18 protein-coding genes are annotated in these 21,889 nt (G+C 56.0%); 15 read left to right on the forward strand and 3 right to left on the reverse strand.

Going from position 1 to position 21,889, the window contains the following annotated elements; genetic code table 11:
* The first annotated feature begins 9 nt into the window (after positions 1-9).
* From obgE to fdhF, 15 genes are all read left to right on the forward strand, one after another.
* Positions 10-1,056, forward strand: coding sequence for a GTPase ObgE (gene obgE / locus TRICHSKD4_RS06805; RefSeq protein WP_009466750.1), 1,047 nt, complete (start codon positions 10-12; stop codon positions 1,054-1,056).
* Positions 1,056-2,195, forward strand: coding sequence for a glutamate 5-kinase (gene proB / locus TRICHSKD4_RS06810; RefSeq protein WP_040616458.1), 1,140 nt, complete (start codon positions 1,056-1,058; stop codon positions 2,193-2,195). The genes obgE and proB overlap by 1 nt, the downstream gene beginning before the upstream one ends.
* A 48-nt stretch (positions 2,196-2,243) precedes the next feature.
* Complete coding sequence (locus TRICHSKD4_RS06815; RefSeq protein ID WP_009466752.1) at positions 2,244-3,524, forward strand: glutamate-5-semialdehyde dehydrogenase; 1,281 nt, start codon at positions 2,244-2,246, stop codon at positions 3,522-3,524.
* Entirely contained in the window at positions 3,521-4,168 is a 648-nt protein-coding gene (locus TRICHSKD4_RS06820; RefSeq protein WP_009466753.1) for a nicotinate-nucleotide adenylyltransferase, read from the forward strand. The genes TRICHSKD4_RS06815 and TRICHSKD4_RS06820 overlap by 4 nt, the downstream gene beginning before the upstream one ends.
* A 210-nt stretch (positions 4,169-4,378) precedes the next feature.
* The gene (rsfS, locus tag TRICHSKD4_RS06825) at positions 4,379-4,762 is read left to right on the forward strand and encodes a ribosome silencing factor (protein ID WP_009466754.1); all 384 of its coding nucleotides are present in this window, start codon (positions 4,379-4,381) and stop codon (positions 4,760-4,762) included.
* A gap of 86 nt (positions 4,763-4,848) precedes the next feature.
* Positions 4,849-5,331, forward strand: a complete 483-nt coding sequence (gene rlmH / locus TRICHSKD4_RS06830; RefSeq protein WP_009466755.1) for a 23S rRNA (pseudouridine(1915)-N(3))-methyltransferase RlmH — start codon at positions 4,849-4,851, stop codon at positions 5,329-5,331.
* Positions 5,332-5,456: 125 nt separating this feature from the next.
* Positions 5,457-6,848 carry a murein hydrolase activator EnvC gene (locus TRICHSKD4_RS06835; RefSeq protein WP_139051998.1) on the forward strand — a complete coding sequence of 464 codons (1,392 nt, stop codon included), beginning with the start codon at positions 5,457-5,459 and terminating at the stop codon, positions 6,846-6,848.
* The gene (locus TRICHSKD4_RS06840) at positions 6,845-8,182 is read left to right on the forward strand and encodes a S41 family peptidase (protein ID WP_009466757.1); all 1,338 of its coding nucleotides are present in this window, start codon (positions 6,845-6,847) and stop codon (positions 8,180-8,182) included. The genes TRICHSKD4_RS06835 and TRICHSKD4_RS06840 overlap by 4 nt, the downstream gene beginning before the upstream one ends.
* A 107-nt stretch (positions 8,183-8,289) precedes the next feature.
* Positions 8,290-9,423: a divergent polysaccharide deacetylase family protein gene (locus TRICHSKD4_RS06845; RefSeq protein ID WP_040616460.1), complete on the forward strand. Its 1,134-nt coding sequence runs from the start codon at positions 8,290-8,292 to the stop codon at positions 9,421-9,423.
* A gap of 8 nt (positions 9,424-9,431) precedes the next feature.
* Positions 9,432-9,962, forward strand: a complete 531-nt coding sequence (locus tag TRICHSKD4_RS06850) for an RNA pyrophosphohydrolase (RefSeq protein ID WP_009466759.1) — start codon at positions 9,432-9,434, stop codon at positions 9,960-9,962.
* Between the two features lie 50 nt (positions 9,963-10,012).
* The gene (locus TRICHSKD4_RS06855; RefSeq protein WP_009466760.1) at positions 10,013-10,777 is read left to right on the forward strand and encodes an SDR family NAD(P)-dependent oxidoreductase; all 765 of its coding nucleotides are present in this window, start codon (positions 10,013-10,015) and stop codon (positions 10,775-10,777) included.
* An 11-nt stretch (positions 10,778-10,788) separates the two neighbouring features.
* Positions 10,789-11,994 (forward strand): acyl-CoA dehydrogenase family protein, encoded by a 1,206-nt coding sequence (locus tag TRICHSKD4_RS06860; protein WP_009466761.1) that lies wholly within the window; start codon positions 10,789-10,791, stop codon positions 11,992-11,994.
* Positions 11,995-12,009: 15 nt separating this feature from the next.
* Positions 12,010-12,912 (forward strand): LysR substrate-binding domain-containing protein, encoded by a 903-nt coding sequence (locus TRICHSKD4_RS06865; RefSeq protein WP_009466762.1) that lies wholly within the window; start codon positions 12,010-12,012, stop codon positions 12,910-12,912.
* Positions 12,913-13,009: 97 nt separating this feature from the next.
* Positions 13,010-14,686 (forward strand): NAD(P)H-dependent oxidoreductase subunit E, encoded by a 1,677-nt coding sequence (locus tag TRICHSKD4_RS06870; protein WP_040616462.1) that lies wholly within the window; start codon positions 13,010-13,012, stop codon positions 14,684-14,686.
* Positions 14,683-17,457, forward strand: a complete 2,775-nt coding sequence (fdhF, locus tag TRICHSKD4_RS06875; RefSeq protein WP_009466765.1) for a formate dehydrogenase subunit alpha — start codon at positions 14,683-14,685, stop codon at positions 17,455-17,457. The genes TRICHSKD4_RS06870 and fdhF overlap by 4 nt, the downstream gene beginning before the upstream one ends.
* Before the next feature lie 82 nt (positions 17,458-17,539).
* On the opposite strand, the gene TRICHSKD4_RS06880 is transcribed toward fdhF, so the two are convergent.
* From TRICHSKD4_RS06880 to TRICHSKD4_RS06890, 3 genes are all read right to left on the reverse strand, one after another.
* A complete protein-coding gene (locus tag TRICHSKD4_RS06880; RefSeq protein WP_009466766.1) occupies positions 17,540-19,702 on the reverse strand; it encodes a hypothetical protein in 2,163 nt (720 codons plus the stop codon).
* Positions 19,703-19,876: 174 nt separating this feature from the next.
* Positions 19,877-21,031, reverse strand: a complete 1,155-nt coding sequence (gene queG, locus TRICHSKD4_RS06885) for a tRNA epoxyqueuosine(34) reductase QueG (protein WP_009466767.1) — start codon at positions 21,029-21,031, stop codon at positions 19,877-19,879.
* Positions 21,031-21,723: a glutathione S-transferase family protein gene (locus TRICHSKD4_RS06890; protein ID WP_009466768.1), complete on the reverse strand. Its 693-nt coding sequence runs from the start codon at positions 21,721-21,723 to the stop codon at positions 21,031-21,033. The genes queG and TRICHSKD4_RS06890 overlap by 1 nt, the downstream gene beginning before the upstream one ends.
* Positions 21,724-21,889: the final 166 nt, after the last annotated feature.

A 21,889-nucleotide genomic window follows, 5' to 3' on the forward strand; every position in this document is an offset into this window, starting at 1 on the left:
AATAATAAGATGAAGTTCCTCGACCAGGCCAAGATTTATGTCCGCTCGGGCAATGGCGGCGCAGGCTGCGTCTCCTTTCGTCGCGAAAAATACATTGAGTATGGCGGACCCGATGGCGGTGACGGCGGTCGGGGCGGTGATGTGATTGTCGAGTGTGTTGATGGCCTCAACACACTGATCGACTATCGTTACAAACAGCACTTCAAGGCCGAAACCGGCGTTCATGGTATGGGTAAAAACCGCACGGGCGCAGATGGAGGCCATGTGGTTTTGAAGGTGCCGGTCGGCACCCAGATACTGGAAGAAGACAATGAGACCGTCATCGCTGATCTGACCGAACTGGGTCAGAAAGTGCATTTGCTTAAGGGCGGCAACGGTGGTTTCGGTAACGCCCATTTCAAATCCTCGGTCAATCAAGCGCCACGTCGGGCCAACCCCGGCCTGGAAGGCGAGGAAAAGTGGATTTGGTTGCGCTTGAAGCTAATCGCGGATGCGGGTCTGGTCGGATTGCCGAATGCGGGCAAATCTACATTCCTTGCAACGGTTTCAGCAGCGAAGCCTAAAATCGCTGACTATCCTTTTACGACCTTGCACCCCAATCTTGGGATCGTTCAAATCGATGGCAACAGCTTTGCCATGGCAGATATTCCCGGTCTGATTGAAGGGGCGCATGAGGGCACAGGATTGGGTGACCGGTTCCTCGGCCATGTTGAACGTACGCGCGTCCTTCTGCATTTGGTGGATGGCTCCAGCGAAGAATATCCCGGTGAAGCTTATCGTGTGGTGCGCGGGGAACTCGACGCATACGGGCACGGACTGACAGACAAGCCGGAGATTGTGGCGCTGTCCAAATGCGATGCACTGACCGAAGAGGTTATTGCGGAAAAGGCGGCTGCTTTGGAAGCAGCCTGCGGCCAGAAACCCCTGATCCTGTCCTCTGCCAGCAAGCGCAACGTCGACACCGCGCTTCGCATGATCGTGCGCGCAATAGACAAGGACAAGGAAGACGCGGCCAATCAGGTTCCCTCCGAACAGGAAGAAGGGTGGCATCCGTAATGAATAGTGCCCGGCGCTTGAAAGGTCATGACCGTATTGTGGTCAAGATCGGGTCGGCGCTTTTGATCGAAAATGGCCGTTTGAAGCGCGACTGGCTGCAGGCCTTGATAAGCGATGTTGTTGATCTTGCAAAAGGCGGGGCGGAACTCCTGATTGTGTCCTCAGGTTCCATTGCGCTTGGGCGCGGCATCCTGGGTCTGCCGAGCGGAGCGCTGAAACTGGAAGACAGTCAGGCCGCGGCATCTGTCGGGCAAATTGCTTTGGCGCAGGCTTATTCGGAAGCGCTGGCGAGCCACGGTAAACTGGCAGGCCAAATTCTCCTGACCCTTGGAGATACAGAAGAGCGCAGGCGTTACCTCAATGCGCGGGCCACGATTGGCACGTTGTTGAAGATGGGCGCGATCCCGATCGTGAATGAAAATGATACGGTCGCAACCTCCGAAATCCGCTATGGCGACAATGATCGGTTGGCTGCCCGTGTCGCTACAATGGCAAGCGCGGATTGTCTCGTGCTTCTGTCCGATATTAACGGGCTTTACACTGCCCCACCAGCAAACAATCCGGATGCGATTTTTCTACCGGAAGTTACCCGCATTACGCGCGAAATAGAAGCCATGGCAGGCAGTGCCGGGTCGGAATTGTCGCGCGGGGGCATGAAGACCAAAATTGACGCAGGCAAGATCGCAACCTCCGCCGGCACCTCCATGGTCATCACTTCTGGCGAGGCAATGAACCCGCTGAAAAAGCTGGATGAAGGTGCGCGTTGCACCTGGTTCCCGGCACTGGCATCCCCCGCCAGTGCCCGCAAGGCCTGGATTGGCGGGCACCTGGAGCCAAGAGGTGAAATCCACCTTGATGAAGGTGCTGTTAAAGCATTGGGGCGCGGCAAGAGCCTGCTCCCAGCGGGCGTGACCAAGGTTGAAGGCCACTTTGATCGGGGAGATGCGGTTTCTCTTCGCGACCCAGACGGGGCAATTATCGGCCGCGGTCTGATTGCTTATGATCACGGGGAGGCAGTTCTGATCGCCGGGCGCAATAGCCGTGAGATTGAGACAATTGTAGGTTATCCGGGGCGGGCAGAAATGATCCACCGCGATGATTTGGCGATGGAAGATGCACTTTCGGGCCGAAACGTATAAACAACACTGAAAGTTTTGCGCAGGCTGATCAGGTAGGGGCAGCGAGAAATGTTGGACAAGGTTGAAGCGGCAGATGTAACCGGTCTTATGGCCGAATTGGGCCAACGCGCGCGCGCGGCAACCCGTGTTCTGGCGACTGCTCCAGCCAGTACCAAAAATGCTGCTTTAACCGGGATGGCATCAGCCATTCGTGCCGCTGCACCCGACATTTTGGCGGCAAATGCACAAGATCTGGAGGCGATGCGTGCCAATGGGCAGACTGCTGCGTTTCTTGATCGCGGAACACTGACTGATGAGCGAATTGAAGCCATCGCGGCCGCACTGGAAGATATTGCAAAGCTGGAAGACCCGGTTGGTAGCGTTATTGCCAGCTGGCCGCGCCCAAATGGGCTGCAGATTGACCGGGTTCGCACCCCGCTTGGCGTGATTGGCGTGATTTACGAGAGCCGTCCGAATGTCACGGCGGATGCCGGTGCCTTGTGCTTAAAGGCAGGCAACGCCGTGATCTTGCGCGGTGGGTCTGACACCATCAATTCCAATCGCGCCATTCATGCGGCCTTGCAAAAGGGCTTGGAAGCTGCAGGCCTGCCGAAAGATGCCATACAAATCGTCCCGGTCGCAGATCGTGCGGCCGTTGGCGAAATGTTGAAGGGGCTCAGCGGCAATCTGGATGTAATTGTCCCGCGTGGGGGCAAGAGCCTCGTCGCCCGTGTTCAAACAGAAGCACGCGTGCCCGTTTTTGCGCATCTGGAAGGCTTGGTGCACATCTTCATCGACAAGGCTGCAGACGCAACCAAAGCAAAAGAGATTGTTTTTAATTCCAAGCTACGCCGCACAGGCATTTGCGGTGCGCTGGAGACGCTGCTGGTCGACGAGACTATTGCAGATAAACTGCTGCCGGACGTATTGGAGGTCCTGCAAAAAGGTGGCTGCGAGATTCGGGGCGATGAGCTAACACAACGCCTTGGCAAGGACGTGGTTGCTGCGACTGAAGCCGACTGGACAACAGAATATCTCGACAAGATACTGTCCGTGAAAGTTGTGTCCGGGCTGAAAGAGGCTATGGATCGCATCGCGCAATATAGCTCCTGCCACACGGATTGCATTGTCACGGAAGATGAAGCCGCAGCAGAGACCTTCTTAAACGAAGTCGACTCAGCCATCGTCCTCCACAATGCATCAACCCAGTTTGCCGATGGCGGCGAGTTCGGAATGGGGGCCGAAATCGGCATCGCGACTGGACGCATGCATGCGCGTGGGCCGGTTGGCGTCGAGCAGCTTACAAGTTTCAAATATCAAGTGCGCGGGACGGGGCAAACCCGTTCATGAAGGCATCGACGAGATCTGGTGATGTTTCGGTAGACTGGCTAAAGCTGCCGCATGCGGAGACCGGCAACCGGATTGGTCTGTTCGGCGGGTCATTCAATCCTCCGCATTCGGGTCATTGGTTGGTAGCGGAAACGGCCCTCAAGCGTCTGAAACTGGATCAGGTCTGGTGGCTCGTCACGCCCGGAAATCCGTTAAAGGATCACGCTGATCTCGCTCCTCTGGACCGTCGATTGCGGGCAACCAGATTGCTGGCGGATCACCCGAAGATGAGGGTGACGGCAATCGAGCGGATGCTCGGGTCTGCCTACACCGAGCGCACAATCGACATGTTGATCAAGATGCGCCCAAGGTTGCGATTCGTCTGGTTGATGGGGGCGGACAATCTAGCCGGGTTCCACTATTGGCAAAGCTGGCGATCAATTGTGGGAAAAGTTCCGATTGCGATCGTCAACCGCCCGGGGGCGTCCCTGTCAGCAGTGTCAGCCCCCATGGCAAAAACCTATGAAAACTACAGGCTTCCAGAAGAAGAGGCTGCTCTTTTGCCGGATCTGCAGCCCCCGGTCTGGACGTTTTTGCATGCGCCCCTTGATGGTGCATCCTCCACATCAATTAGGGAAAATGACCTTACCGTTGACCTCATCTAAGCCTTGCGAAATGTGCTTGTCTTGAAAATGCCAAGGTAGGCGAGGTATTATACAACCGACTGCAGGGTGTGCAGTCAGGGGAAGGTCAACCGGCTTTGCCCCGGAGTAGCCGAGCAAATATGACTGTTTGGACACTTCAAAAAAGCAAAGCGGACTTGAAAGCGAAAGGCGATACCACTGACCATGACCTTAGAAAGTGAGGGGGCGTCCATGTCCACTCCACATCAGACAACCGTAGGCTCTGATCTTGCGGCTGATCTGCTCGACACTGTCCTCACCAGTCTTGACGACTCCAAAGCCGAGGACATCACAACACTCGACATTGCTGGAAAAAGCTCACTGGCAGACCACATGATTGTGGTGTCAGGCCGGTCCCACCGTCATGTGGGAGCAATTGCCGACCACCTTTTGCGTGCCTTGAAAGAGGCAGGAGTGAAAGGGGCGACGGTTGAAGGGCAGTCTGCATGTGATTGGGTGTTGATCGATTCCGGCGATGTGATTGTTCACATTTTCCGTCCGGAAGTACGCGGCTTCTACAATCTGGAAAAGATGTGGGCGCCGGAAGACGAGCAAGCGCCGCAATTTATAGGCTGACCCAAATCGGCAGTCAGTTTGAAACCGGCTGATTGTCGCGCGATTTGGCAAACGTGGAACCGGCCATCTTGGCCGGTCGATAAAAAATGCGCCTGAAAATTGGTTGCATCGGCAAGATGAAAGCCGGCGCAGAAAAAGACCTTTTTGACCGTTACATCGACAGAGCCAGAAAGTCCGGACGGCCGTGTGGCGTGACCGACGTGACTTTGGTTGAGTATCCCGAAAGCAGGGCTCAACGTGCAGAGGATCGTAAACGGGAAGAGGCGCAGCAACTGCTGGGTCAATTGGATGCAAAAGCCAGATTGGTTGCGCTGGATGAGCAGGGCAAGTCAGTGACCAGTGAAGCCTTCAGTTCAAAACTGTTTGCCTGGGGCGATGACGGCGTCTCGGAAATCATGTTTGCTATCGGCGGTGCGGATGGACATCGCGAAGAGCTTCTCCAGCGCGCCGAACTGAAGATCGCTCTGGGTGCCATGACCTGGCCACACCAGATCGTTCGCATTTTGCTCGCCGAACAAATCTACCGCGCCATTACCATTCGTTCCGGGCACCCTTATCATCGCAGCTGAACCTTCTGCCTGCGTTTTGCCGCATTGCCCCGTCTTAACTTGGCCAAAGTGCCATGGCCTGAGCACGAAATATCGTGATCGACATGGTAAACGCTTCGTTAATTTTGGTGCTGCATAAAGACCATATGAAACAGTTGGGTGGACAAAACGGTAAGCGATTTTCCGGGCCTTTGGGTCGCTGGGTCAATCCTGCGTTTTACCTTTCTGCCAGTTTACTTATTGGCTCAACTAGTATTGCCGTTGCGACTGAAGAAAACCAAGCAACCAAGCCAATTGTTGAGCCGACTTCTGAGACCGCAAAAGCTGAAATCCGCAAGCAAGCTCGGGAAGCGGAACTGGCAACACTTTCTCGCGATATCGAATTGTCTGCTGACACGCAGGGCGAAATCGAGCGCGAAATTGCGTTGATCGACCGGGATCGTGAAACGCTGAATGGAAAGATCATCGGCACGGCCGACAATATCAAGCGGATTGAAGGCAAGCTGACAGACACCGAGCGCCGCCTTGGCACATTGGGCGCAAATGAAGATGCGATCCGCCAGTCCTTGAGGGCTCGGCGCGGTGTACTCGCGGAGGTGCTAGCTGGTCTCCAAAAATTGGGCCGTCGCCCGCCGCCTGCTCTCGTGGTGCGGCCAGATGATGCTCTTTCTGCGGTTCGGACAGCGATTCTTTTAAATGCCGTGATGCCGGAATTGAAGCTGGAGACAGAGGCGCTGGCCGCCGACTTGGCCGAGCTGAACCGCTTGAAATCCGAAATCGCGGAGGAAAAGAACCGCCTGCGCGGCGATGCCATGCGACTTGCCGAAGAGCAATCGCGTCTTGAACTGCTGTTGAGCGCCAAACGCCGCGAGCGGGAGCGCACAGCGCAAAATCTGGAAGCAGAGAAAAGACGCGCGCAGGAGTTGGCCGAAAAGGCAGACAGTCTGAAAGGTCTTATTTCCGATCTGGAGAGGGAAATCGCCAGCGCACAAAGAGCAGCCGAAGAGGCGCGGCAGGCTGCTGAAGCTCAGGCAGCGCAAAAACCGGACAAGGCGAATCCTTTTGCCAACGCGGGCCGCCTTGCGCCTGCAGTGGCCTTTGTTGACGTTCAAGGTAAGCTTCCACGGCCGGTTTCTGGAGCACTTTTGCGTGATTATGGTGAAGAAGACGATTTCGGCAACTTGACCGAGGGACAATCGATTTCTAGCCGTGTAGGATCAACTGTAACGTCACCTGCTGACGGATGGGTGGTCTATGCTGGGCCCTTTCGGTCCTTTGGCCAGCTCTTGATCCTCAACATGGGGGATGGGTACCATGTTCTCCTCGCCGGTATGGACCGGATCGATGCGGAACTGGGCCAATTCGTTCTGGCAGGTGAGCCTGTTGGTGTCATGGGGACAACCAAATGGGCGAGCGCTTCAACAATCGGGTTGGGTTCCACTCAGCCTGTACTATATGTAGAGTTTCGAAAAGACGGACGTGCAATTGATCCTGCCCCGTGGTGGGAGAGCACAGAAAAAGAAAAGGCACGCGGATGATAAGGAAAGCTTCTCTGCTGCTCGCTGGCGCCCTGATTGGGGCTGTCGCGGTCACTACACTGTCACAGGTTCCGCTCCGTGTGTCTGATGCGGCCAATGCAGCGGCCTCCGATACGTATCGACAGTTAAACCTCTTCGGTGACGTTTTTGAGCGCGTGCGCTCCGACTATGTTGAGGCGCCCGACGACGCCGAGCTCATTGAAAGCGCTATCAATGGCATGCTGACATCGCTGGATCCGCATTCCAGTTACATGTCCCCGAAAAGCTTCCGCGACATGCAAGTTCAAACCCGCGGTGAGTTTGGTGGGCTTGGAATTGAAGTCACCATGGAAGACGGCTTGGTGAAGGTTGTGTCTCCAATTGATGATACACCCGCTGCGAAGGCGGGCGTTCTGGCCGGCGACCTGATCACCTATATCGACGGTGAGCAGGTGCAAGGTCTCACGCTCAATCAGGCCGTTGAAAAGATGCGTGGCCCGGTAAACACCGACATTGTTATCACCGTCCGTCGCGAGGGTGCCAACGCACCTCTCGATATCACGATTACCCGCGATATCATTCGCATCCGGTCTGTTCGTTGGCGTGAAGAAGGTGACGTTGGTTACGTACGTGTAACGCAATTCAACGAGCAAACTTTTGACGGTCTGAAAAAAGGCATTGAGGAAACCTCTGCCAATATCGGTGGTGATCTTAAAGGCTACATCATCGACCTTCGCAACAACCCGGGCGGCTTGCTGGATCAGGCTATTGCCGTATCCGATGCATTCCTCGATCGCGGTGAGATCGTATCAACCCGTGGCCGGAACGCCGATGAGACCCAGCGATACAATGCACGCGGTGGCGATCTGACAGAAGGCAAGCCGGTGATCATTTTGGTCAATGGCGGCTCTGCATCTGCATCTGAAATTGTGGCGGGCGCACTTCAGGATCATCGTCGTGCGACAGTTCTGGGAACTCGTTCATTCGGTAAAGGGTCTGTGCAGACCATCATTCCGCTGGGTGCCAATGGCGCGATCCGACTGACGACAGCGCGCTACTACACACCGTCTGGAACATCGATCCAGGCCAAGGGCATCACGCCGGACATTGAGGTTCTGCAGGATCTGCCTGAGGAGCTTGTTGGCCGCGCCGAAACCAAGGGCGAAGCAGGCCTTCGCGGTCACCTGGTTGGCGAAGATGCGGAAGAGGGAGAGGAAGAATCCGGTAGTCAGGCCTATGTCCCTGCCGATCCGGAGGAAGACAAGCAGCTGCAACTGGCGTTGGATCTTCTGCGCGGCGTTCAGGTGAACAGCGCCTTTCCGCCTGTCGGTGACGGAGCGTCCGTCCCCAACTGATTTATGGTCTGTAACTGCGGCGGGTATCCCGCCGCAGTCTTGTAGCGTATGCGTTTTCAGAGAGACACCAACGAAAGCTGCTTTTGCGGCTTCAAACCCTGAGCGCCATGGCGAACGAAGATCTATCAGCTCCCCTAGGATTAGGTAAAAGACGGTTTCTCCGGCTGCCTTTCGGCTTGATCGGCATTGGCATCGTTTCGGTATTTGCGACCGTTGCTTTGATCTGGATAGGGATCGTGGATGACCCGCTCGGCGGAGAGCCAACTGCGGTCATCCCTCTCAGCACAGCTGATGGCCTTGCATCTCGCGATATTGAAGTCGTCGAAATTCGCCCGGCAATGGATGGGGAACTCGGTCCGAGCTTACGCAAAAACGGCGGAGACCAACGCTTGGGTCCTCGTTATGAACTGATGGATCAAGAAGCACTCAACGCTGCTGCAGGTGGCTTGCCCAATTATCCAGACCCGCGAGTGAGTGAGCGGACCGGCTTTGGGTTCCTTCCAAGGATCGGTTCCGAGGGTGTCAGGCCGCTCGACGCCTATGCGCGGCCTTTTGAAACCGAATTCGCGTCAACGCCCAAGATTGCAATTGTCATCACCGGCTTGGGGCTCAGTGAAGCAGGGACGCAAAACGTTCTCGATCAACTTCCTGCTGACACGACTTTGGGGCTGAGCCCCTATGGGGCCAATCTGGACCGCTGGATTCAAGGTGCTCGGACTAAAGGTCATGAAATTGTGCTCAGCTTGCCGATGGAACCCTTTGACTTTCCGGATAATGACCCCGGTCCCCACACGCTTCTGGTCAGTTTAACTCAATCCGAATTGACAGAACGCCTCACTTGGCTGCTCACACGCATCACCAACTATGTCGGTGTCATGCCGGAGATGGGGGCACGCTACACATCGACACGGCCAACGCTGCAGCTGCTGATGGAAAAGCTGCGAGATCGTGGGCTGATGTTTGTCGACAATGGAACGTCTTCTCGCTCTGTGGCAGATGAGATTGCTGAAGAAACAACCACGCCATTTAGTGGAGTGGATGTGGTTTTGGATGCCGTTCCTCGCGAAGATGAGATCAATGCCAAGCTTCTTCAGCTTGAGGGAATTGCCCGCGCACGCGGTGTTGCTGTGGCGACCGGATCTGCGCTTCCGGTAACAGTCCGGCAGATCGAAAAGTGGGCGCGGGATCTGGAGGAGCGTGGGCTTCTTTTGGTGCCCGTCAGCGCAACAATTGACAGGTAGAAAACACCGTGAAGACTGACTGGCTTGGCCCTGATTTTCCCAAAGGAAAAGGAGAGCAGCAGTACCGCCCCTGTGTCGGTGTTTTTCTGATAAACGGCGATGGACTTGTCTGGGTCGGTAAGCGCGATGACGGCAGCGGAGAGTCTGCCTACGAATATTCATGGCAAATGCCGCAAGGCGGGATCGACAAGGGCGAAAATCCGGAAAAGGCTGCTTTTCGCGAGCTTTACGAAGAAACGTCAATCAAATCAGTCTCCTTGATCGAAGCTGCCCCCGGGTGGTTCACCTACGACTACCCGCCAGAAGTGGCAGCCAACTCTCGCAAGGGCAAACATTGCGGTCAGGCACAGCGCTGGTATGCCCTTCGATTTGAGGGAAGCGACGGCGAAGTGGATATCATGAGCCCGCCTGACGGCCATTCTGCCGAATTCGGCGAATGGCGTTGGGAGCGGGCAGAAAACCTTCCCGGCCTGATAGTCCCCTTCAAGCGCCCCGTCTATGAAGCGGTGGTTCAGGCTTTTTCTCATCTAACAGCTTGACTTGACGTCCAAATTGTCTTGCCATCCTGTAAAGGTTTGGGAGGACCAATGTGACATTTGACCTTGCGGGTAAGCGGATACTCATAACAGGTGCATCGAGCGGCCTTGGGGCTCATTTTGCGCGTGTTTGTGCAGCAAACGGCGCTTCGGTTGCCATCGCCGCTCGGCGCGCCGATCGTCTTGCAGCGCTTGCCCAGGATCTTCAAGCAGCAGGGGCGGAAGCTATCTCCGTCCACACACTGGACGTCACCGATGAGGCGTCCATCAACATCTGTGTCGCCGAGGCGGCCACCGCATTGGGCGGTCTAGATGTATTGGTCAACAATGCGGGCACTGCCCGCGACGGCTCTCCTTTGAATCAGTCAGCGGCTGATTTCGACGCAGTCATGAACGTCAATTTGCGCGGTGTCTGGTTGATGGCGGTGGCCTGCGGCCAGTTCTGGCGCGATGAGGGCACCCCCGGCGCAATCATCAACACCGCGTCGGTGCTGGGCGAGCGTGTCGCCTCAGGTGTTGCCGCCTATTGTGTGTCAAAGGCCGGGGTCGTGCAGATGACCAAAGCGCTCGCGCTTGATCTGGCGCGCCACAACATCCGTGTCAATGCGTTGGCTCCCGGATATTTTGAAACCGAGATCAATGCCGGCTTCTTCGAAACGGAAAACGGTCGGAAGATGATCAACCGCATCCCGATGCGCCGGATCGGAAACTTTGAGGAACTTGATGGCCCGTTTCTGCTGCTCGCAAGCGATGCCTCCCGCTATATGACCGGGACAATCATTCCGGTTGATGGCGGGCATCTGATTTCATCCATGTAAGGGAGGCTGACATGGACTTCACTCTTTCGCAGTGCGCAGAGGACATGCGCCAACGAGTGCGCAGTTTTGTGGCCGAACATGTCCTGCCCCTGGACGCGGACCCGGCATCCTATAACGAGTTCGAAAACATCCGCATGGACCTGCGCGACACTTTGCGGGAAAAGGCGAGGGCGGCAGGTCTTTGGGCACCGCAAATGCCAGAGGGACGCGGTGGTCTGGACCTGACAATGGTCGAGCAGGCTGTTTTCTACGAAGAAGCCAATCGCTCTATCTTTGGACCAGTTGCCTTCAACTGTGCCGCGCCGGACGATGGCAACATGCGTTGTCTGGAAATGGTCGCGCGGGAAGATCAGAAGGAAAAATGGCTGCAGCCGATCATCGACGGCAAGGTCAATTCATCCTTTGCCATGACCGAGCCACATCCGGGCGGGGGCTCCGATCCGGGCATGATACAGACCCGAGCAGAGCGCGATGGCGACATTTGGAAGATCTATGGCCGCAAGTGGTACATCTCCGGCGCAGCGGTCTCCAAACACTTCATCCTCATGGCGCGGACCGATCCGAACCCGGACGAAAAGCGGCGGCACCTCACGGCCTTTCTGTTTCATGCCGACAGTCCCGGATGGCGGATCGTGCGTCGGATCGGAAATATGGGACCGGACGAGCATGGCGGCGTGTGCGAACTGGAATTCAACGGGCTGGAAATCCCCGATGAGGACCGGCTCATGGAGATTGGCGACGGCTTACGCCTGACCCAAATTCGTCTTGGGCCTGCACGCCTCACCCACTGCATGCGCTGGCTGGGCCTTTCGAAACGCTGCATGGAAGTCGCACAGGACTATGTATCTACCCGTGAGGGTTTTGGCATCAAGTTGGCAGAACGAGAATCTGTCCAGCTGACCCTTGGCGAAGTGGCGCATGATATTCAAATTGGACGTCTGCTGACCATGCACGCCGCCTGGAAACTCGATCAGGGAGGTCGGGCCCGCAAGGAAGTGTCTTCGGCAAAAATCCACGTGGCCGACACCCTGTTCAAGGCCGTCGACACGGCAATCCAGCTAAATGGGGCGAGGGGGTATTCGACAGACACCATTTTGGAATGGGTCTACCGGTATGCTCGGGCTGCCAAGCTGGTGGGCGGGGCTTCTGAGGTGCACAAGATGGTGCTTGCCCGGTTCTATGGTAAGGACAGCAGTGATTACTGGCAGTGGGGCTGAGGTAGACTGATAATCATGGACCGCCTGCCTCCGTATGATCTTGTTGACCTCCGCTTGTTGGTTGCTTTGGCCGAGCATCGGCATTTTGCTCGAGCGGCAGCGGCCTGTGCGTTGTCGCAGCCAGCCTTGTCATCCCGTATTCGAAGGCTGGAGACAACTCTGAACACCCCGCTCATCTTTCGCGGAAAACGCTTCGAAGGGTTCACGCCTGAAGGGGAAAAAGCGCTGGAGTGGGCTCGCCGGATTTTGGCAGACTGTTCGGGACTGGTTCAGGATCTCAATGAAAAGGAAAGCGGTCCCGGCGGCATCCTGCGTCTCGGCGTTGTGCCGTCTGCAACACCCTATGCTGGACAGTTAAGTGGTACTTTGGCGAGCCGGTATCCAAGACTGAGAATTCAGGTGCTCTCAATGTCCTCCAAGGCGCTGGAAGCAGGGCTGGCAGATTTTTCACTGGATGCTGCGATCAGTTACTACGACGGTTCAGAGTCGCGAAGTAGCGGCCTGGTGCCATTGTTTGAGGAAACATACTGCCTTGTGGCACGGCCAGAAGTTGTCGGAAAACCGGTTGGATTGATGACTTGGGAAGACGCAGCCACAATGCCGCTTTGCCTGCTTACCAATGACATGCAGAATCGTCGCATCATCGATCAGGTCTTCAATACTGCCGGGTGTTCACCTGAACCCCGGTTTGAAGCCAACAGTTTCAATGCTCTTTTCGCGCTGGTTCGCAAACATGCCTTTGCAACGATACTGCCGCGGGTTCAGATCGAAGCTGGTCTCACAGACGATCTGGGCGTTTGGGAATTGGTTGCCCCCGTACACAAAAGCTATATTGGCCTCGCTTTTCCTGACCGAGACCCAATGCTGCCCGTGACACGGGCATTGATGGACTATATCCGACAAAACCCCGTTGATTGATTTGCTGGGCTTATCACGTCATTGGCAATCACGATTTGCGCGAATATGACGTAACGTCTTAATCTGGTTGGAAAAATCGCCAGCCAGAGAGAATAACATGACATTCGGCAAGGGGCTTTCCAGAAAGCCGTCCCAGCCCAAGGGTCGTCAGATAGACGATGTGGCGCTGGAAGAAGTGCAAAAGCTGCTCCAAGATGAGCCGCGCCGCCGCGATCTTCTGATCGAGCATCTTCACAAGATCCAGGATGCTTACGACCATCTCTCGGCAGCTCATCTCAGGGCACTCGCAGACGAAATGCGTCTGTCTCAGGCTGAGGTTTATGAAGTCGCCAGCTTTTACCACCACTTCGACATCGTGAAGGAAGGCCAAGCCGCGCCCGCTCCGCTGACGATCCGTGTGTGTGACAGCGTCGCTTGTTCGCTGAAAGGCGCTGATTCTCTGGCAAAGGTACTCGGTGAAACACTGGACCCTGCCAAGATACGCATCCAGAAAGTGCCGTGCATCGGGCGCTGTGCGTCGGCGCCTACCGTTCAGGTAGGCAAACGCGCTGTCGACAATGCGAGCGAACTCTCCGTGAAGGCAGCCGTCTTTGAAGGGGCAAGCGAAGCAGAAGTCCCGGCTTATGTGAACCTTGAGGCTTACCGGAAAGACGGTGGCTACCAGAAGCTGGAAGACGTGCGCTCCGGCAAGGTCGGGGCGCTGGATATTGCGGACCAGCTTCTTGCAGCAGGCCTCCGGGGCCTTGGCGGAGCCGGGTTCCCGACCGGCACGAAATGGAAGATTGTCAACGATCTGCCGGGCCCGAAATACCTCACCATCAATGGCGATGAAGGGGAGCCGGGAACCTTCAAGGATCGGTTTCATCTGGAGCGCGACCCGCATCGGTTACTGGAAGGGGCTCTGATTGCCGCTCACGCCGTCGGCGTTGAACGCATTTATCTCTACATGCGCGATGAGTATCCCGCTGTTCTGGAAATCCTGAGGCGGGAAATTTCGGCTCTTAGGGATGCCGGTATCATCACGAATATCGACTTTGAACTTCGCCGCGGCGCTGGCGCCTATATCTGCGGCGAGGAAAGCGCGATGATCGAGTCGATCGAAGGCAAGCGCGGCCTGCCGCGTCATCGTCCGCCCTTCATTGCGCAGGTTGGCCTCTTCGGACGCCCAACTCTCAATCACAACGTCGAAACCCTGTTCTGGATTCGAGATATTCTTGAAAAGGGGGCTGACTGGTTCGCAAATCAGGGGCGGCGCGGTCACAAGGGGTTCCGGTCGTTCTCGGTGTCAGGCCGCGTGAAGGAGCCGGGCGTAAAGCTGGCCCCTGCTGGCGTCACCATGAACGAGCTGCTGACTGAATTTTGCGGCGGCATGGAAGAAGGCCATAATTTCAAGGGTTACCTGCCCGGCGGCGCGTCTGGTGGCATCTTGCCAGCATCCCTTGCTGACGAGCCATTGGACTTCGGTACGCTCGACAAGCACGGCTGCTTTATCGGCAGCCATGCCATTGTGGTCTTTTCTGACAAGGATGACATGCGCGATGTTGCCCTGAACCTGATGCAGTTCTTCAAACATGAAAGCTGCGGGCAATGCACGCCATGTCGTTCAGGCACCGAAAAGATGGTGAGCCTCTTGAAAGACCCGAACTGGGACAAGGCGAAAATCGCCGATCTTGATGCGGTCATGCGCTCTGCCTCCATCTGTGGGCTTGGGCAGGCCGCCAGCAATCCCGTTGCATCCGTCCTGAAATTCTTCCCGGAGGAGTTTGACCGATGAGCTCCGAAATCAAATTCACGCTCGATGGACGAGAAGTTGTCGCGAACGAAGGCGAAACCATCTGGCAGGTGGCGAAGCGCGAAGGCGTTGCCATTCCGCATTTGTGCCACAAGGATGCGCCGGGTTATCGCTCCGATGGCAATTGCCGCGCCTGCATGGTCGATATTGAAGGCGAACGCACTTTGACGGCGTCCTGTGTCCGGGCCCCGTCCGATGGGATGGTCGTCAACACGGCGAGCGAGCGGGCAGAAAAGGCCCGTGAGATGGTGTTCGAACTTCTGATGGCGGACCAGCCATCCCGCGATCAGCACCCGGACCCTGAAAGTGATTTCTGGAAATGGTCCGATGAGATTGGGGTGACGGAAAGCCGTTACGCGGCGTGCGGAAAACCGGCGCAGGACATCTCCCACCCCGCTATAGCGGTCAATCTGGATACCTGTATTGCCTGCAATCTCTGCGAACGGGCCTGCCGGGAAGTTCAGGTCAATGACGTGATCGGTATGGCCGATCGTGGATCGCATACGGTGCCGGTCTTTGACCTGATGGACCCGATGGGTCTCAGCTCCTGTGTGGCCTGCGGCGAGTGCGTATCGGCCTGCCCGACTGGCGCGCTGATGGAAAAGAGCCTGCTGGACGAGGCGGCAAAGGTCCGTACGGTTTATGCAGAAGAGAGCATCGACAGTGTCTGCCCGTTCTGCGGCGTTGGATGTCTGACCTCCGTGAAGGTCAAGGACGGTAGAATCGTTCAGGTGGAAGGCCGGGATGGTCCGGCAAATGAAAACCGGCTTTGCGTCAAGGGCCGGTTCGGCTTTGACTATGTTTCAAATCCTGAGCGTCTGACCAAGCCGCTGATCCGCCGCGACGATGCGCCGAAGAATGCTAAGGCAGGTCTCAAGTGGGAAGACCGGTTTGACGTGTTCCGCGAAGCCACGTGGGAAGAGGCGCTTGACCGGGCAGCGAGCGGTCTGAAAACCTCCCACGCTGCCAAGGGTGGAGCCGGCATTGCCGGGTTCGGGTCAGCCAAGGGATCGAACGAGGAAGCCTATCTCTTCCAGAAATTCATCCGCCAGGGCTTTGGCACCAACAATGTCGACCATTGCACTCGGCTGTGTCATGCCTCGTCTGTTGCCGCCCTCATGGAAGGCATTGGCTCCGGCGCGGTCACCGCGCCGTTTACGGCAGCCGCTGATGCCGACTGCATGATCGTGATTGGCGCACGTCCGGAACAGAACCACCCCGTTGCGGCGACCTACATCAAGCAGGCTGCAAAGAACGGCACGAAGCTGATTGTCATGGACCCACGCGGTCAGGGCCTGATGCGCCATGCCGACTATGGCCTGAAGTTCAAGCCGGGCACCGATGTTGCCATGCTGAACGCGATCCTGAATGTGATCATCACCGAAAAGCTTTACGACGAACAGTATATTGCTGCCCACGTCGACGGCTTCGAGGCTTTGCAGGAAAAGATTGCTGACTTCACGCCGGAAGCGATGGAATCAGTTTGCGGGATTACAGCTCAGACCTTGCGCGAAGTGGCACGGCTTTATGCGACGAGTGCCAAGTCGATCATCTATTGGGGCATGGGCGTCTCGCAGCACGTTCACGGCACGGACAATGTCCGCTGCCTGATCGCCATGGCATTGACGACCGGCCAGATCGGCCGTCCCGGTACAGGTCTGCACCCGCTGCGCGGCCAAAACAATGTGCAAGGAGCGTCGGATGCAGGCCTGATCCCAATGGTATATCCGGATTATCGCTCCGTTGAAAATGCGGACATTCGCGGCGAATTCGAGGACGCCTGGGGACGGACACTCGATCCTGTGCGAGGATTGACCGTTGTCGAGATCATGGACGACATTCTGGTGGGCGGCATCGAGGCCATGTATGTGATGGGTGAAAACCCGGCCATGTCCGATCCGGACCAGAACCATGCAAGGGCAGCGCTATCCAGCCTGAAACATCTGGTGGTTCAGGACATTTTCATGACCGAGACAGCATGGCATGCGGATGTGATCCTGCCAGCGTCGGCCCATGCGGAAAAGCTCGGCACGTTTACCAACACCAACCGTCAAGTCCAGATCGGACGTCCCTGTGTTCCAATGCCCGGAGAGGCCCGAGCCGATTATGAGATCATTGTTGATCTTGCGAATCGGACGGGGCTGAACTGGTCCTATGACGGGGTGCCAGCGGTCTATGAGGAAATGCGCTCGCATATGAAGTCGCTCTCCAACATCTCCTGGGAGCGCTTGGAGCGAGATGGCACCGTGACGTATCCGGCCGATGCGCCCGACAAGCCGGGCAACGAAATCCTGTTCGGCCAGTCGTTCCCGACAGCCGACGGCCGAGCACGAATTGTGCCGACGGACCTTGTCCCGCCCGATGAAGTGCCGGATGAGGATTTCCCGCTGGTGCTGACAACGGGCCGCATGCTGGAACATTGGCACACGGGTGCCATGACCCGACGGGCCACAGTTCTGGATGCGATTGAGCCGGAACCGGTTGTCTCGATGAACCAGAAGGACATCGGGCGTCAGGGGCTGGATATCGGCCAGCAGGTGACCGTCGAAACGCGGCGCGGCGCCATCACGCTGACCCTTCGGGCGGACAGGGACGTTTCGGAAGGCATGATGTTCATACCGTTCTGCTTTTTTGAGGCCCCGGCGAACTTCCTGACCAATCCGCAGCTGGACCCGTTCGGGAAAATCCCGGAATTCAAGTTCTGCGCGGCGCGTATTAGGCCCGCCGATGCTCATGCGCAGGCAGCTGAATAGTCTGAAGCCTGAGGGGTGAATTGAAAAAGGCGGAGAGGAAAACCTCTCCGCCTTCTTTTTGGGCTTATATTTCTGATGCTGATTAGTTCGCGGACACCTGAATATTCAGCATGTCAGGAATGGCCTGCGGGGCGACCATAGCGCCGAGGATCTGTGTCATCGGCACGCTTTTCACTGGCTTGGCAGTGATCTGCAAGCTGCCCGGATTGTTCACGAACGATGTGACAGCCTCGCGAACCATCGCGCTGAACGCTTCATTCTGCAGCATGGCGGTGCCACCGACGGCCCGCTCAACCACAATTGCCTTCAAGATATCCGGTGTTATGCCTGAATCTTCAGAAGCGAATTTCAGGCCCTTCTGGGTCAACCCGGCATCTGTGAACTGAAGATCAGCTTCGACAAAGGATGCCAGCGCAAGCGCCATTTGGCCTTGACCCATCGGGTCTTCGAGAACGTCACGGGCAACATTGGCAAAACGCATGCTGCCTTCAAAGGCGCCGAGATCGTCAACCTTGATTGTCAGGTTTTCAAGGATAAGGTCCTGTGTTTCCTCGTCCCACTCCATGCGCAGTTCGTCGGAATAGGTCACTGTTTCCAGTCCCATGCCGCGAAGCAGTTTTTGCGTGTCTGGCTCTTCGATGGCGTCAACCGGCAGTGTCAGATCAACAGTCTTGGAATTGATCGTTGTCGGGATTGGGGCAACAACTGTCGCGAGGTCAAGGGTATAGCTCCCCAGAGCCACTTCAGCTTCACCCGGGATGGAAAATTCTAGACCTTCGACGCTGGTGGACAATGAAAGCGGCGCGAATGTGCGTGCCATCAGGAACGGGTCTTGCTCTGCAAGTTGCGGCATCACAACGAGTTTGCCAATCATGTCTTTGATCGGACCGAATTCTGCAAATTCCAGATTGCCGAAGCTTGCGCTGTCCAGCTTGAAGGACACTCCGTCGGGAAGGCTAGGGGCTCCAAGGTTGGCGACCTTCATCAGGCCAATCCGGTCTGAGCTGAGATCTTCCATTCGAGCCTCACCTAGTGTGACGCGAATTTCTTCCTGCGGATTATCCGGGTTTGGAACGGCAATAACCATGTCCTTGATTGCAGCTTCTTCCAAACCGAAAGACCGGTAAAGCTGCAGCACGCCAAGGGCGATTTGCTCAATGTTTGGCTCGCCACCTGCGATCAAGCTGTCAAAGAATCCAAGGAAGTCAAAATCACGCTTCACGGCAAAGAAGTTTTTGGCGTGCGCGGCTCCGCCATTTAGCTGCAGAGCAAAGCCTTTTTCAATTTCCTGTGTGGAGCGATAGCTTTCTACCGTTTGGGAAGCAACGACCATGACCTTTTCGTCACTGGCCGGAACAGACGGGTCGAAGAGGTCAATGAATGCCTTGTTGTTGATGTCCTTGTAGACCGTGCCAGTTTGAACAACGGACTGGGTGAGCATGTCGTCGGAATGCTCAGCGCGGGTCAGAATGTTCTGGGTGATTTTCTCCATCACATAGCTGCCGACTTGACCATTCTTGGAGTCAAGCACTTGATACCCGTCCATCTGCATTGTCGCGGACATTACCAGCTTTTCGTCGTCACCATTGCCTTCATAGGCCTCTAGCGTCATGCCCAGGGTGTCTACCTTGGTTTCGTCGAAATTCTGGAGCATCAGCTTTTGAATGAACGGCAACCAGCGAGAGACAGGTTTCCCTTCGTCGCTTGCAGGGATTGCTGGCATCTCGAAACTGTAGTTGGTGATCGCCATGCCAGAGAGGCGAATTTCCATCTTCCCGCGGCCCAGATCACCGGCTGCACCGACCGCTTCAATCTTGGCATCATCTGAAAGCATCCAGCTCTCAGCACTGTAAACGCCATCGGCTTCGCTCAATCCTTCGATAGTCGTGGTGCCGTTGGAAATGGTAACACTGTAGGTGAGCTCATCCGGAAGCTTGATATCCGGAGCCGCTTCACCTTCCTTGGTTTCAGGGGTCGAATAAGCGCCTTCAAAGACCCATTTCTCGTTTGAAATGGTCAGCTTGTCCGCCCCGGAATCATAGGAAACACCGCTGTTGCTGGCAGAAAAACCAAGCGCTTCCATGTCCTTCACATAGGCGCTGTAGGCATCTTCAGCAGCCGATTGAGCGAGTGCTGGTTGGGTGAGAATAAGGGCGAGGACGCTTCCGGTCAGCAATGTCGACGCTTTGAATGAGCGTTGTTTGCGAGTGGGAAATGCGTTTTTGATCAGAAAAGCGGTCGACAAAACCAAAATCCTCCGTAAGGGAAATATAAGGAGAAGGGACGATGGGAAGCCCCTTACCTAAGGTGCGATGACTATCACAACACTGTGTTAGAAAGCGACCATGACTTTATTTTGTCATTGTAAAAATTTGACCAGATGGATCGAAATTTTAGGCAAGTGACTTGGGGAAAGCACCTAAGGTCCCCATTCCAGGCGCACAAATTCGTCTGTTTCTGTCTGCAACAAGGAGCGTTTCAGCTCTGCATAATCCGTGTCTGAAAGCAGTCTCGACAAGGCCCAGACTGCGGCACCCCGCACCATCGGGTCAAGGTCACTAAGGTGTGGTTTGACAAGTACGCTCAGGCTTTCATCGCCTGAGTTGCCAGCGGCGATAAGCACATTTCTCAAGAAACGGTTCCGACCGATCCGTTTGATCGGCGAGCCTGAAAAGAGTGACCGGAAGGTTTTATTGTCAAGAACCAAAAAATCCGCCAGCTTTGGTGAGATCAGGTCTTCCCGTGCCTTGAGCTTGGCTTCTTTTGCTGCGCGGGCAAATTTGTTCCATGGGCAGGCTGCCAGACAGTCATCGCAGCCATAAATCCGGTTGCCCATTTTCTCGCGAAACTCGGCTGGGATCGGCCCTGTATGCTCAATGGTCAAATAAGAAATACAGCGCCGCGCATCGAGTTGATAAGCGGCAGGAAAGGCGTCTGTCGGGCAGCCGTCCAGACACGCCCGGCACGAACCGCAATGATCGGCTTCCTCAGTTCCTTCAGGCAGGTCCAGCGTTGTGAAGATTGAACCGAGGAAGAACCAAGATCCCAGATCGCGGGAAACAAGGTTTGTGTGCTTGCCCTGCCAGCCAAGACCGGCTGCTGCCGCAAGCGGTTTTTCCATGACAGGTGCCGTGTCAACGAAAACCTTCACATCGGGCTCAGCAAAGTCTTTGGCCCAGGAGACCAGAAAGCTGGCCAGCTCCTTCAAGCGCCCCTTGATGACATCGTGATAGTCGCGGTGACGGGCATAAACGGATATGCCACCCGTATCAGGGGCTGAGAGATGGGAGAGCGGATCAACGCCCTCATCAGGACCGTAGTTCATTGCCAACATGATGACAGAGCGAACCTCTGGCCACAGCACCAAAGGAGCGGCGCGCCGGTCTTCGGTTTGAGCCATCCACTCCATGGAGGCATGGTAGCCTTCATTCAAGAACTGGCGGAGCCGATCCGGAGCGTGCGGAATTGCATCAGGTGTTGTGATCTCAAGGCCGTCAAACCCAAGTTGTTCCGCTCTGGACCTCAGTGCGTTGACGAGTTTCTGGCGTTTTTTATCCGAGCGATCGGATGACATCAAAAATCCAGATCCGCGTAGGTCGGCGCGGGTGGCATGCCAAGTATCTTCTCCTGCAGCAGCGGGCGTATGGCCGGTCGGGATTTGATCTTGGCGTACCAGTTTTTCACGTTGTCTTCGCTCGCCCATGGTACTTCGCCCAGATAGTCCGCGCAGGACAGTTCGGCGGCCAGAGCAAAATCTGCAAAGGATAAGCGTTCGCCCGCCAGCCACCGTCGATAGGCGACAAGATAGCCGAAATACTTCATATGATGTTCGATATTTGCGCGTGCGACGCGCAAGGCATTGGAATCAGGTTCGCCGCCACCAGCGGTACGCGGCATGGCCTGTTTGTAGATGCGCTCGCGCACAAAATGCCCGATTACTTCGTTGTCGAGTTTGGATAAACACCAGTCAACGAGACGTCTGGTTTCGGCCCGCGCCTCTGGATGATCCGGCATCAGGCGGCGGTCAGCCAACGCATAGCCACGCGTTTCGTCCAGATACTCCATGATTGGTCCGGGTCCGCAGATGCCAGGTCCGTCGTTTTCGACCAGAACAGGAATGGTGCCTGACGCATTCAGGGACATGAGAGCCTGCGGGCGTTCCCACGGATTGACGAGCACAGTCTGAAAATCGGCACCGTATTCAGACAGAATCATCCTGACAAAGCGGGAAGATGGCGAAAACGGATGTTGATAGAGCGTCAGCATGGCGCCGCGTTACAGCCTTGAATTGAAAATGGGTCATCAGCTCGATAGCAGCTGTTATCCCAACATTATGACTCAAACTTGGTTATCAATGACTTGACGCCGGATTATCGGCGAAAGGTTATTTTGACCATTTACAAAAGTGTGATCGGGCGGCACTGAAAGGGCC

This window comes from Roseibium sp. TrichSKD4 (assembly GCF_000148725.1).
Classification (GTDB): Bacteria; Pseudomonadota; Alphaproteobacteria; order Rhizobiales; family Stappiaceae; genus Roseibium.

Bases quoted from the DNA above. Each gene is read 5' to 3' on its own strand.
- TRICHSKD4_RS06835 (WP_139051998.1), top strand. From the start codon at position 5,457: ATGAAACAGTTGGGTGGACAAAACGGTAAGCGATTTTCCGGGCCTTTG.
- TRICHSKD4_RS06890 (WP_009466768.1), bottom strand. From the start codon at position 21,723: ATGCTGACGCTCTATCAACATCCGTTTTCGCCATCTTCCCGCTTTGTC.
- fdhF (WP_009466765.1), top strand. From the start codon at position 14,683: ATGAGCTCCGAAATCAAATTCACGCTCGATGGACGAGAAGTTGTCGCG.
- TRICHSKD4_RS06865 (WP_009466762.1), top strand. From the start codon at position 12,010: ATGGACCGCCTGCCTCCGTATGATCTTGTTGACCTCCGCTTGTTGGTT.
- queG (WP_009466767.1), bottom strand. From the start codon at position 21,031: ATGTCATCCGATCGCTCGGATAAAAAACGCCAGAAACTCGTCAACGCA.
- TRICHSKD4_RS06815 (WP_009466752.1), top strand. From the start codon at position 2,244: ATGTTGGACAAGGTTGAAGCGGCAGATGTAACCGGTCTTATGGCCGAA.
- TRICHSKD4_RS06860 (WP_009466761.1), top strand. From the start codon at position 10,789: ATGGACTTCACTCTTTCGCAGTGCGCAGAGGACATGCGCCAACGAGTG.
- TRICHSKD4_RS06870 (WP_040616462.1), top strand. From the start codon at position 13,010: ATGACATTCGGCAAGGGGCTTTCCAGAAAGCCGTCCCAGCCCAAGGGT.
- TRICHSKD4_RS06840 (WP_009466757.1), top strand. From the start codon at position 6,845: ATGATAAGGAAAGCTTCTCTGCTGCTCGCTGGCGCCCTGATTGGGGCT.
- rsfS (WP_009466754.1), top strand. From the start codon at position 4,379: ATGTCCACTCCACATCAGACAACCGTAGGCTCTGATCTTGCGGCTGAT.
- rlmH (WP_009466755.1), top strand. From the start codon at position 4,849: ATGCGCCTGAAAATTGGTTGCATCGGCAAGATGAAAGCCGGCGCAGAA.
- TRICHSKD4_RS06820 (WP_009466753.1), top strand. From the start codon at position 3,521: ATGAAGGCATCGACGAGATCTGGTGATGTTTCGGTAGACTGGCTAAAG.
- obgE (WP_009466750.1), top strand. From the start codon at position 10: ATGAAGTTCCTCGACCAGGCCAAGATTTATGTCCGCTCGGGCAATGGC.
- TRICHSKD4_RS06845 (WP_040616460.1), top strand. From the start codon at position 8,290: ATGGCGAACGAAGATCTATCAGCTCCCCTAGGATTAGGTAAAAGACGG.
- proB (WP_040616458.1), top strand. From the start codon at position 1,056: ATGAATAGTGCCCGGCGCTTGAAAGGTCATGACCGTATTGTGGTCAAG.